General features: G+C 62.2%; 12 protein-coding genes. 9 read left to right on the forward strand and 3 right to left on the reverse strand.

The window, feature by feature from the left end:
• The first annotated feature begins 167 nt into the window (after nucleotides 1–167).
• The 3 genes from MOV74_RS18670 to MOV74_RS18680 all read left to right on the forward strand — a co-directional run bounded on the left by MOV74_RS18670 (nucleotide 168) and on the right by MOV74_RS18680 (nucleotide 3,977).
• The gene (locus tag MOV74_RS18670) at nucleotides 168–1,997 is read left to right on the forward strand and encodes an NAD(P)/FAD-dependent oxidoreductase (protein WP_246925385.1); all 1,830 of its coding nucleotides are present in this window, start codon (nucleotides 168–170) and stop codon (nucleotides 1,995–1,997) included.
• A 227-nt stretch (nucleotides 1,998–2,224) separates the two neighbouring features.
• A complete protein-coding gene (gene gtdA / locus MOV74_RS18675; protein WP_247005827.1) occupies nucleotides 2,225–3,283 on the forward strand; it encodes a gentisate 1,2-dioxygenase in 1,059 nt (352 codons plus the stop codon).
• Nucleotides 3,276–3,977, forward strand: a complete 702-nt coding sequence (locus tag MOV74_RS18680; protein WP_246925389.1) for a fumarylacetoacetate hydrolase family protein — start codon at nucleotides 3,276–3,278, stop codon at nucleotides 3,975–3,977. Before gtdA ends, MOV74_RS18680 begins: the two co-directional genes overlap by 8 nt.
• Before the next feature lie 85 nt (nucleotides 3,978–4,062).
• Here MOV74_RS18680 and MOV74_RS18685 read toward each other — a convergent pair whose 3' ends face one another.
• On the reverse strand, nucleotides 4,063–4,947 hold the full coding sequence (locus tag MOV74_RS18685; protein WP_246925392.1) for an amidohydrolase family protein: 885 nt from the start codon (nucleotides 4,945–4,947) through the stop codon (nucleotides 4,063–4,065).
• Nucleotides 4,948–5,257: 310 nt separating this feature from the next.
• Between MOV74_RS18685 and ykgO the strand changes: the two genes are divergently transcribed.
• The 3 genes from ykgO to MOV74_RS18700 all read left to right on the forward strand — a co-directional run bounded on the left by ykgO (nucleotide 5,258) and on the right by MOV74_RS18700 (nucleotide 6,503).
• Nucleotides 5,258–5,383 (forward strand): type B 50S ribosomal protein L36, encoded by a 126-nt coding sequence (ykgO, locus tag MOV74_RS18690; RefSeq protein WP_006611362.1) that lies wholly within the window; start codon nucleotides 5,258–5,260, stop codon nucleotides 5,381–5,383.
• 106 nt (nucleotides 5,384–5,489) lie between these two features.
• A complete protein-coding gene (locus MOV74_RS18695; protein ID WP_246925395.1) occupies nucleotides 5,490–6,122 on the forward strand; it encodes a tetratricopeptide repeat protein in 633 nt (210 codons plus the stop codon).
• A 120-nt stretch (nucleotides 6,123–6,242) separates the two neighbouring features.
• Nucleotides 6,243–6,503: a hypothetical protein gene (locus MOV74_RS18700; RefSeq protein ID WP_246925398.1), complete on the forward strand. Its 261-nt coding sequence runs from the start codon at nucleotides 6,243–6,245 to the stop codon at nucleotides 6,501–6,503.
• A 112-nt stretch (nucleotides 6,504–6,615) separates the two neighbouring features.
• On the opposite strand, the gene MOV74_RS18705 is transcribed toward MOV74_RS18700, so the two are convergent.
• Nucleotides 6,616–6,798 carry a hypothetical protein gene (locus MOV74_RS18705; RefSeq protein WP_246925401.1) on the reverse strand — a complete coding sequence of 61 codons (183 nt, stop codon included), beginning with the start codon at nucleotides 6,796–6,798 and terminating at the stop codon, nucleotides 6,616–6,618.
• Nucleotides 6,799–7,128: 330 nt separating this feature from the next.
• Here MOV74_RS18705 and MOV74_RS18710 point away from each other — a divergent pair, with 330 nt between their 5' ends.
• Nucleotides 7,129–8,085 carry an alpha/beta fold hydrolase gene (locus tag MOV74_RS18710; protein ID WP_246925404.1) on the forward strand — a complete coding sequence of 319 codons (957 nt, stop codon included), beginning with the start codon at nucleotides 7,129–7,131 and terminating at the stop codon, nucleotides 8,083–8,085.
• A 1,040-nt stretch (nucleotides 8,086–9,125) separates the two neighbouring features.
• On the opposite strand, the gene cycA is transcribed toward MOV74_RS18710, so the two are convergent.
• Nucleotides 9,126–9,521, reverse strand: coding sequence for a cytochrome c-550 CycA (gene cycA, locus MOV74_RS18715; protein WP_246925407.1), 396 nt, complete (start codon nucleotides 9,519–9,521; stop codon nucleotides 9,126–9,128).
• Nucleotides 9,522–9,800: 279 nt separating this feature from the next.
• Here cycA and MOV74_RS18720 point away from each other — a divergent pair, with 279 nt between their 5' ends.
• Nucleotides 9,801–11,294, forward strand: coding sequence for an FAD-linked oxidase C-terminal domain-containing protein (locus MOV74_RS18720; protein ID WP_246925411.1), 1,494 nt, complete (start codon nucleotides 9,801–9,803; stop codon nucleotides 11,292–11,294).
• Nucleotides 11,295–11,366: 72 nt separating this feature from the next.
• A partial coding sequence (locus tag MOV74_RS18725) for an FAD-binding protein (protein ID WP_246925415.1) occupies nucleotides 11,367–11,713 on the forward strand: 347 nt, incomplete at its 3' end.

Consider the following 11,713-nt stretch of genomic DNA (forward strand, 5'->3'; position numbering starts at 1 on the left):
CACCCTGTGATCGCGGCAGCGCGTTGGACGCCGGCACGCGTGCTGAGCTTGCGCGCCCGCTGTGGCGGAGCGTCGGCCGCTGCGTGACGGGACTTAAGGGAATCAGACGGGACGCTGCGGGTCGGATAGTCCCTCACGCTGCGCGAGTCACAACGAGGGAATTGCCGATGAGCAGCTTGGAGATAACTGAGGAAGATCGGGATCGGGCAGTCACGAAGTGGCTCGCCGATTTTGAAAGCCTGCTGGCTGGCAAGGATGAGACCACGATTGAATGTCTGTTCCATCCCGACGGATACTGGCGCGATCTTCTCGCGCTCACTTGGGAACTCAAGACGTTCCACGGTCTCTCCGAAGTGCATGGCGGCCTCACGGCTGTCGACTGCACGATGCGGCCTTGCAATTTGCGCCTTCAGGGCCGCGCCATTGCGGGCGTCCTCGGCGAGTTCGGTCCGACAGTCGAGGGCTTCTTCACGTGCGAGACCGACCTTGCCGCCGCTCGCGGATACCTGCGGCTCGTTCCGGTCCGCGAGGCGGGCCCGGACAGCTTCCGGGCCGTGACGGTTCTCACCGCAATGGTCGCCCTGAAGGACTTCCCGGAGCGCGGGCGCAAGAACCGCGACGAAACCTTCATGAGGCCTGTGGAGGAAGGGAGCGACAATTGGCTGGACCGTCGGCGTACGGCCCTCGCCTATCGCGATCGGGATCCTCAGGTCCTCATCGTCGGCGCGGGTCAAGCGGGACTCATGCTGGCTGCACGGTTGAGGCACCTTGATGTCGACGCACTGGTGGTGGATCGCGACGAAAGGGTTGGGGACGTTTGGCGGAAGCGATACCACTCACTCACGCTCCACAACGAGATCGCAAGCAATCACTTTCCATACCTGTCATATCCCGACAGTTGGCCCGTCTACCTGCCGAAGGACAAACTCGCCAACTGGATGGAATTCTACGCCGACGCGATGGAGCTCAATATCTGGACGCGCACGGATTTTCTCGGCGCGACCTATGACGACGCCAATCGACAGTGGACCGCCCGGCTCAGGACATCCGATGGCGGTGAGCGTGTCATGCGGCCGAGCCACCTCGTCTTGGCGATCGGTGTCAGTGGTCTTCCCAACATCCCGCACATCGAGGGTCTCGACGGTTTCAAAGGCACCGTCATTCATTCGAGCGGGCGGACGGACGACGTGCCGACAGAGGGCAAGTCGGCGCTCGTCATCGGCGCCGGCACGAGCGCCCACGACATCGCGCAGGACCTCTACATGCGCGGCGCCGATGTCACGATGCTGCAGCGCTCGTCGACGACGGTCGTGAGCATCGTGCCGAGCGCGGCGAAGGCAACCCAGCTCTTTCGCAGCAACGAGGGCGTCCGGCCGATTGAGGACATCGACATCATCACCGCGTCGGTCCCTTACGACCTCGTCCGTCGCCTCCACGGACCCTTGAGCCGGCAAATGGCGTACGAGGACCGTGATCTGCACGACCGCCTTCGGAAAGTCGGCTTCGCGCTCGACAATGGCGAAGACGATACCGGCTTTTTCCTGAAGCTGCTGCGACGTCTCAGCGGCTATTACCTCAACGTCGGCGCGTCCGACCTCATCGCCGATGGCCGGATCAAATTGAAGTCGGGTGTTCAACTCGATCGCCTCGAAGGCGGGGAAGCCGTGTTCTCCGACGGCTCGCGCATGGACGTGGACTTGCTTGTTCTCGCGACGGGCTGGAAGCCTCTGCAGGAGGCTGTTCGCGTGATGCTCGGTGACGATGTGGCGGAGCGTGTCGGTCCGATCTGGGGCATTGGCGCGGACGGCGAGCTACGCAACATGTTCTGCGCCACACGCCAGGAGAATTTCTACGTCGTTGGGGGGACGATCACGATGTGCCGGTCCTTCTCGCGCTACACCGCCTTGCTGATCAAGACTGCGCTGGAGCGTGTGATGGAAGAGGCGCCCGTATCGGAGGATGCGAGCGATACCGGCGACAAGAGGAGCGCTGCATGATTGCTCCTAAGTCGGACTCGGTCATGGGCGACGAGCAATCGATCGCGCGTGTCGGCAAGCCACGGTGCAGTCTTGTCCCGAGATGGAAGCAGGGGCTGGTCCGGCCATCCAAGCGAAGACCTGCATGAGAGGTGTCGCTGTAGCTGCAACGGGTTCGATCTCGTCGGCTGCCACGCTTCGAAATTGTTCTATGGAGACGGAGGTACGTTATGCAACTGGATGCGATCATGGCGCCTACGGCCGATACGCCGGAACGCCGGGCGTTTTACGACAAGATCGACAAGAAGAATCTGACCGCCCTCTGGCTTTCTCTGGCGGAGTTGGTGACGCCGGAGCCGAAGAGCGCATGCGCGCCGGCGAGCTGGCGCTTCAACGATATCCGCGAATACATGCTCGAAGCGGGCAACCTGATCACGGCGAAGGAAGCGGAACGTCGCGTCCTCGTTCTCGAAAATCCCGGCCTGCGCGGCCAATCGAAAATCACGACGGACATGTATGCTGGCGTGCAGCTCGTCCTGCCCGGCGAGGTCGCACCCGCCCACCGCCACACGCAATCGGCACTGCGCTTCGTGCTGGAAGGCCAGGGAGCCTATACCGCCGTCAACGGCGAGCGCACGGTAATGCACGAAGGCGACTTCATCATCACGCCGCCGTGGGCCTGGCATGATCACGGCAATCCCAGCTCCGATCCGATCTTTTGGCTCGACGGGCTCGACATCCCAGTCGTGCAGTTCCTGGACGCATCATTCGCCGAACATCTCGATGTCGACGAACAGCCGATCTTACGTCCCGAGGGCGACTGCCAGGCGCGCTACGGTGCGAACCTGCTGCCGGTTGACCATAAGACCGGCGGGGGGACTTCGCCCGTCTTCAATTACCCCTACGCCCGCACGCGGGAAGTCCTAGAGAAGATGCGGCGCTCCGGTCAGTGGGACCCGTGCCACGGGCTCAAGATGCGTTACGTAAATCCAATTACGGGCAACCATGCCATGGCGACCATGGCGACCTTCATTCAGCTCCTGCCCAAGGGCTTTTCGACCTCCGCCTATCGTTCGACGGACGCGACAGTCGTCGTGCCGATCGAGGGCCGCGGGCGCAGTGTCGTCACCAATCGGGCGGGCGAGGATTTCGTCATCGAATGGACCAAGCGCGACATTTTTGTCGTCCCCTCCTGGCATCGCGTTCGGCACGAAGCGGGAGGGGCGGACGCCGTGCTGTTTTCCTATTCCGACAGGCCAATCCAGGAAGCTCTGCACCTGTTCCGGGAGGACCGAGGCAATGTTTGAGAGCAAAAACGAATTCGTGATTCCGTCGCCCCCGATATCATCCGTTGCAGTCGCAGGAACAACGGCTCGCTTTCCTGTGCGTCGCATCATATGTGTGGGCCGTAATTATGCGGCCCACGCTCGGGAGATGGGACGTGATCCGGACCGCGAGCCACCGTTCTTCTTTCTCAAGCCCGCCGACACAGTCGTCGATGATGGGGCAACGCTGCCGTATCCGCCCGAAACGAAAAATTTCCACTTCGAGATCGAGCTCGTCGTCGCAATTGGCAAGCAGGGGTTCGACATCCCTGTCGAGAGCACGCTGGATCATGTTTACGGATATGCCGTCGGGATCGACCTCACGCGGCGCGACCTCCAAATGCAGGCGCGCGAACAGGGGCGCCCTTGGGACTGGGGCAAGGGTTTCGACCGATCCGCTCCGATCGCCCCCATTCACCCTGTTGATAAAGTCGGCCACCCTCAATCGGGTCGAATATGGCTCGCTGTCGACGGAAAGCTGAAGCAGGATTCGGACATCGCAAAATTGATATGGCCGGTGCGAGACATCATCTCCATCGCGTCACGGTCGATGGAGCTAAAGCCCGGTGATCTCATCATGACTGGCACGCCGGAAGGCGTCGGCCCTGTTGAGCGAGGGGAAACCCTGACCGGCGGGGTGGCCGGGCTCGGCGAGATCAAGATCAAAATAGCCTGATCCATGCAATTTGGGAGCTGTCCCGGCAGGGGGTAGCACTCTGCCGGGACCGAAGCGGACATGGCGAGCTTTATGATGACACGCTCTAAATTCCCAAGATCTTCCGCGCGTTTGCCTTGAGCACCTTCGGCCGGATCTCGTCGCGGATGTCGATCTTGGCGAAGTCCGACAGCCAGCGGTCCGGCGTGATCACCGGCCAGTCCGAGCCGAACAGCATCTTGTCCTGGAGAATCGAGTTGATGTAGCGCACCAGGATCGGCGGGAAATATTTTGGCGACCAGCCCGACAGATCGATGTAGACGTTCGGCTTGTGGGTCGCGACCGACAGCGCTTCCTCCTGCCAGGGGAAGGAGGGATGGGCGAGGATGATCTTGAGGTCGGGGAAATCGGCCGCGACGTCGTCCATGTACATCGGGTTGGAATATTTCAGCCGCATGCCCATGCCGCCGGGCATGCCCGAGCCGACGCCGGTCTGGCCGGTGTGGAATAGCGCGATCGCGCCGCCATTGTTGATCTCTTCGTAGAGCGGGTAGGCCATGCGGTCGTTGGCGTAGAAGCCCTGCATGGTCGGGTGGAATTTGAAGCCGCGCACGCCGTATTCCTCGATCAGCTTGCGCGCCTCGCGCACCCCTAACTTGCCCTTGTGCGGGTCGATCGAGACGAAGGGAATGAGGACGTCGAGATGGTCGGAGGCGACCTCCAGCATCTCGTAATTGTTGTAGCGGCGGAAGCCGGTCTCGCGCTCGGCGTCGACCGGGAAGATCACCGCGGCGATGTTCTTGGAGCGGTAGTAGGCCGCGGTCTCCGGCACGGTCGGCGGATGCTTGTTCGGCGACTTGAAGTACTCCGCCATCTGCGCCTGGAAATCGTCATAGCCGTCGTCGGCGTGGCAGCCGCAGGGCTCCTCGGCGTGGGTGTGGATGTCGATGGCGACGACATCGTCGATATTGGGCAGCTTCAGCTTCGGCATGGGTGTCCTCCCGACGGGTTGCCGAATTGATTATATGATATAACGAATTTGGCAAGGCGTCCTTGAAAGCCTTGGATCCTTTGGGATAAATAAGGCCGGTCCGGCCCGTTCTACTGTGCATGGGGTTGTTTTCGCGAATTTGCCGGTTCGGAACCGGGCAGTTAACATTGACAGCCCCTCCCGCCATGCCTTAAGAACCGCCCCGTCCCGGGCGGTCAGTCCGCCAGCGGGAGAAATCTCATTTTGCCACATTCGCGCGTGCCGAAACGGTAGTGCCGAACACGGCCTTTCGAACGTTCAGGATTCTGCCATGAAGGTCCGTAACTCGCTGAAATCGCTGCGCGGTCGCCATCGCGCCAACCGCCTGGTCCGCCGCAAGGGCCGGGTCTATGTGATCAACAAGGTGCAGCGCCGCTTCAAGGCTCGCCAGGGCTGATCTCGCCCTCGCGGTCGCCTCGCGCGTTCCCGCAAGACCACGGTCTCACACGAGTTTGACGCCGCCCTGCTTTGCAAGGGCGGCTTTGCGCGTTTAGACTTTGGCCATGGCTTTGAGATTCCTTTTTCCGCGCACCCTGTGTCTGGCACTTGTGCTGGGAAGTGCTGGCCTCGCTCCAGCTCTGGCGCAGCAGGTTGATCCACCCGGCAAGCAGAAGAAGCTCCCCGAAGCGCCGGCCAAGCTGCCCAAGGTCGATCGCACCAAGAATCTCGATTTCCTGTTCGGCGCGCTGAAGGCGGCGCCCGACGAGGCCAGCGCCAAGCATGTCGAGGCGCGGATCTGGGCGATCTGGCTCCAGACCCCGAGCGACACCGCGGCGCTGTTGATGGCGCGCGCCAAGACCGCGGTCGACGCCAAGAAGATCGAGGTCGCGATCAAGCTGCTGGATTCGGTCATCAAGCTCAGGCCCGACTATATCGAGGCCTGGAACCGGCGCGCCACGCTCTATTACATGCAGAACGACTATGGCCGTTCGCTCGGGGATATCCAGCAAGTGCTGGTCCGGGAGCCGCGCCATTTCGGCGCGCTCGCAGGCCTCGGCATGATCATGCAGGAGGTCGGTGACGAGAAGCGCGCGCTCGAGGCCTATCGCAAGGCGCTCGCCGTCAATCCGCATCTCGAAAAGATCCCCGATCAGGTCAAGGCGCTGACCGAGAAGGTCGAAGGCCGCGACATCTAGAACTCGATCATTTCTTGAGGGAACGTGGCGTCGTCAGATTAACCACGACCGGAAGCGCGGCATCGTGAGGACTATTGCTGGGCCTGCCGCAGGGCTACCTGCATGGCAGGAGCGAAAGCCATGAAGCGTTTGATCTTTGCAGGTGGATTGCTGCTCGCGTCGGGGACGTTGAGCTTCGCCGACGGACTGTTCTGGGTGGTCGGCAACCGCGCCACCGGAAAATGCAATATCGTGACCAGCAATCCGGTCATCATCGGCGACATCTGGTTCGGCGACGGTCCCTACAAGTCCAGGGCCGATGCCAAGCTTGCCCGTTCGACGATCCGCGCCTGTCCCGGGCTCACGCCCGACGAGGAAAAAGACGAGGACGGCGCGAACTAGCCTGCATTCCAAGCATGAACCGGACCCGAAGGGCCGCGTTCGCGAAAAGTGTGCAGCGGTTTTCCGACGAGATCATGCTCAAAAGAGAGCCTAAAGTGCGATCGATCGCACTTTAGTGCAGGACGCTGCCGCCGCGCTCGGCGAGGCCGTGATCGGCAGCTGCGGCGTAAGCCTTTGCAAGCTCCGTCTCGAGATGCTCGTTGATCAGGAGCAGCGCCCGCACGGCACCGCGCAGGTCGCCGTTGCAGCTCGCGACGATCTCGTCGATCGCATTGTCGTTCGATCTGAAGCTCATCGAAAATCCTCCGGTTCAAACCAGGGCAATTCTGCCGGTCTTTCCCCCATCCCCTGGAGTTGCGAGGAGGATCGGCGCCCACCCGCGCCTAGATGGCGGAACCGACCGTGGCGATTATATGGAAGCCGCGATGACGGCTGCATGAAGCTGTTCCGAGGCTTGCGTCTCCTCCTGGAATATTGTTGATTCCATTGAGTTTTTACGTTCCTCAATTATGCACATATCCACAGCCCCGGCAGTTTTGGTGGAAGCATGGAAAGCCGGTGCAGCGAAACTGCCGCCCACAAGACCCGTAACTCCCCTGTGCCCAGCATCTCCCGGATTCTCTCCATGATCGTGATGTCAGTCGTGACGGCGCTGGTTCTGCTGGCGCTGGTCACGCAGGCCGGAATCGTCGCCGTGCAGCGCGCCTTTCCGCCGCAGGGGGAGATGGTGGAAGTCGACGGCGCGACGCTTCACGTCGTCGACATCGGCCCGCGCGATGCGGGGGTGCCGATCGTGATGCTGCACGGCGCGAGCTCCAATCTCGAAGCGATGCGGCGTCCGCTCGGCGACCTCCTCGCCAAAGACCATCGCGTCATCCTGGTCGACCGTCCCGGCCATGGCTGGAGTACGCGCGCGCGGCGCCAGGATTCCACGCCGCAGATCCAGGCGCGGATGATCGATGATGCGCTTCATAAGCTCGGGATCGAGCGTGCGGTCTTCGTCGTGCATTCCTGGAGCGGCGCGCTCGGCGCCCGGATTGCGCTCGATCATCCCGGCCGCGTCGCGGGCCTCGTCATGCTCGCGCCCGTCACCCATCCCTGGCGTGGCGGCGTCGGCCGTTACAACGAGATCATTGCAATGCCGGTGATCGGCCCGCTGCTCGCCTACACCGTCACGCTGCCGCTCGGTTACTTCGTTGCCGAAACCGGCGCGCGCAACGTGTTCCTGCCGCAGACGATGCCTGACGGTTTCGTGCAGGATTCCGCGACGCCGCTGCTGCTGCGTCCGCGCGAGTTCATCGCCAATGCCTATGATCTGGTGACGCTGAAGGAAGCGGTTGCCGCGCAAGCTCCGCGCTACGGCGAGATCAAAGCGCCGGTCACGGTCATCGCCGGCGAGCCCGACAAGACGGTCAGGACCAGCATCCACGCCCGTCCGTTCGCGGCCATGGTGCCGAATGCAAAGCTGATCGTGCTGCCCGATCTCGGACACATGGTGCAGAACGCCGTGCCGGATCTGGTGAAGACGGAGATCGAGACGATGATCGGAAGAATCGTCCCGGCACAGGCGGCCGCTGATTAGAGTTTTTCGGGTGGATGCTCCCGTAGCCCGGATGCGAAGCGACATCCGGGGGCCGCTCGCCCGGCATCGTACACTGTCCCGGATATCGCTGCGCTCATCCGGGCTACGGCAGCTTGCTGTGTCGCCCTCTGTCAATCCATCCGCGCAAAGATATTCCACTTTACCGAAATTCGGTTTCGGCGTATGTGTCGCTCATCCCGGCTCACCAAGAGGGGCGATCTTGTGTCGTCACGCATCGCGAGCCGGGCTTGCGGTGGACGCGGCAGCGTCGGCACGAGATGGGGCGGGCAGGGCGGGTAGTCCCTGTGAGCTCGATACCTGCGTGCGGACGAGCGGCGCTGCTAGGTTCGTCTCGCCTGTAAGTTTCGCAGCTCCGTCGACAGGGCTGGGAATACTGCGGCGAAATGGCGGGCCGTGCGTACGGCAAAACCGTGTGGTCCTGGCCGTCGTTGCTACGGTCAAGTCTTTCGCGAAGGTGCGAGCGAGCCCAACCGGGCAGACTGCATCATCCAATTCGCGGGGCGAGGGAGGCCAGAAGGAAAGTTCGGCTCCCGGGAGATCACGGCATAAGCCGTCCGACCATCGCGCAGGGAAGGCCGAGTGTTCGGCACCACCTGTATGCTGCTGTGCGGTCTTCTTGCGCTACATTTCGCGCAGCAGACCGCGGGTGCGAGCTGGCACCCGGCCTTCCCTGCGCCCTCTTGGATTTCAGAGGGACGAAAGATGAAGCAAAGCTCGGGCGAGCAAGCCGCGAGGCTGAAGAGGCATGTCCGTGGGTCGAGCTGCGTGTCACAAACTCGGTATCGTAGGGTGGGCAAAGCGCAGCGTGCCCACCGTCTCTCGCATACTGATCGAATTGGTGGGCACGGCGCTGTGCGCCTTTGCCCACCCTACGGCACTGCACCTCGCGATATGCATTGGAGCATCGCGATGCTGTTCCTCGCAATGACGCGCAAAGAATACGCGTCACAACAGAAAGCGACAGCTTCGGTCCTGATTGAATCAGAACCGAAGCTGTAGCGGCCGCCTAATATGCGCGCTTACTGCTTGATCTTCCCGTCCTTGTCGAACTGGGCGACGAAGGACCACAGATTGTTGATCTCGGTCTCGTTCTTGATGCCGGCGAACGCCATCTTGGTGCCAGGAATCTTGGCCTTGGGATCCTTGATGTATTCCTTGAACGTGGCCTCGTCCCAGGTGATGCCGGAATTCTTGTTCGCGTCCGTATAATTGTAGCCCTCGGCGGTGCCCGACTTGCGACCGTTGAGACCGTTGAGCTCGGGACCGACCTTGTTCTTGGCGCCTTCGCCGATCGCGTGGCAGGCCAGGCATTTGTTGAACGATGTCTTGCCGGCCGCGACATCCTGCGCCATCGCGGCGGGTGCGGTGGCAATCACGGTGAGGATCGTCAGTGCGCCAAAAGTCAATTTTGTCATCGGTTGCTCTTCGTCTCTTCCCTGGTGGGTCTGGCTGGTCAGTCTCTTGCCTGATCGGCAATCGCCCAACCTGCCGGTTTTGGCAGGCCTGCGCGGCCTGGACAAGCCACCAAACCATGACAGGTTTCATGATTTCCTACTTGTCCCAGAGCGAACTCGCTTGAGATCGTCGATCCGACTTTCGGATAGCCTACCCAAACAGGCGCGGACGTGATTGATTTGTCGTGACAAATTGATCATGGGCTACGAGCCGGAAGGATATGTCATGAAGGACTTGATATGGCCATCATGATGCCTGCGAGCGACCAGGCGGTGCTTGCGCGCCGCGCGGAGATCATTGCTGCGTTGCGCGCAATCGTGCCCGGCGAGGGCGTGATCGACAGCGCAGCCGAGATGCGGGCCTACGAATCCGACGGCCTGACCGCCTATCGGCAGCCGCCGATGGTCGTGGTGCTGCCCGATACGACCGAGCAGGTCTCGCTCATCCTGAAATATTGTGCAGGGCAAGGCATCAAGGTGGTGCCGCGCGGCTCCGGTACATCGCTATCGGGCGGGGCGCTGCCGCTTGAAGACGGCGTGCTGCTCGGCCTCGGCAAGTTCAAGCGCATCCGCGAGATCGATTTCGACAACCGCGTCGTCATCACCGAGCCCGGCGTCACCAATCTGGCGATCAGCCAGGCGGTCGCCCATGCCGGCTTCTACTATGCGCCCGATCCGTCCTCCCAGATTGCCTGCTCGATCGGCGGCAATGTCGCGGAAAATTCCGGCGGCGTGCATTGCCTCAAATACGGCATGACAACCAATAACGTGCTCGGTTGCGAGATCGTGCTGATGAGCGGCGAAATCCTGCGCATTGGTGGCAAGGGATGCGAGAACGCCGGCTACGACCTGATGGGCGTCATCACCGGCTCCGAAGGCCTGCTCGGCGTCATCACCGAGATCACGGTGCGCATCCTGCAGAAGCCGGAGACGGCGCGCGCGCTGATGGTTGGATTCGCGCAAGTCGAGGCCGCCGGCGAATGCGTGGCGCGCATCATCGGCGCCGGCATCATCCCTGGCGGCATGGAGATGATGGACAAGCCCGCGATCCACGCCGCGGAGGCCTTCGTCCACGCCGGCTATCCGCTCGATGTGGAGGCGCTGCTCATCATCGAGCTCGACGGTCCCAAGATCGAGGTCGACGAACTGATCACGCGCGTCGAGGCAATCGCCAATGGCTGCGGCTCGACCACCTGCCAGATCTCGACCTCCGAGGCCGAGCGCAATCTGTTCTGGGCCGGCCGCAAAGCTGCGTTCCCGGCCGTCGGCCGGATCTCGCCCGATTATCTCTGCATGGATGGCACCATCCCGCGCGGCGCGCTGCCGAAGGCGCTGGCGCGCATCCGCGAGCTCGGCGAAAAATACCAGCTCGGCTGCGCCAACGTGTTCCATGCCGGTGATGGCAATCTGCACCCGCTGATCCTCTACGATGCCAACAAGCCCGGCGAGATCGAGCGCGCCGAGGCCTTCGGCGCCGACATCCTGCGCGCATGCGTCGAGTTCGGCGGCGTGCTCACCGGCGAGCACGGCGTCGGCATCGAGAAGCGCGACCTGATGCCGGAAATGTTCAGCGAGATCGACCTGAACCAGCAGCAGCGGCTGAAATGCGCCTTCGACTCGCAGGGTCTGCTCAATCCCGGAAAGGTATTTCCGACCCTGCACCGCTGCGCCGAGCTCGGCCGCATGCACGTGCATGCGGGCAAGCTGGCGTTCCCAGATTTGCCGCGGTTCTAGCGTCGGTCGCTGCGCCTTCACTGCAATGCGTCAAATTTGCTTTCCCTTGTAAACTTCGATACCGGCTCAATCGTGGATACGCTTAAGGTCAGAGACGCCAAAGACGTCGAAGAGGTGGTGCGCGCGGCGATTGCCAATGAGCAGCCGCTCGAGATCATCGGTCATGGCTCCAAGCGCGGCATCGGCCATGCCATGGCGACCAATGCCGTGCTCGACCTCGCCGCGCTCAATGCCGTCACCTCCTACGAGCCGAACGAGCTGATCGTCACGCTGCAGGCCGGTGCGCCGCTTCACGACGTGCTGTCGCTGATCGATGCCAAGAACCAGCAATTCGCCTTCGAGCCGATGAACACTGCGCCGCTGCTCGGCACGCCCGCGCTTGGCACCATCGGCGGCATGATCGCGGCCGGGCTCGCCGG

This window comes from Bradyrhizobium sp. SHOUNA76, assembly GCF_023006445.1.
In the GTDB taxonomy this organism is placed as follows: Bacteria; Pseudomonadota; Alphaproteobacteria; order Rhizobiales; family Xanthobacteraceae; genus Bradyrhizobium.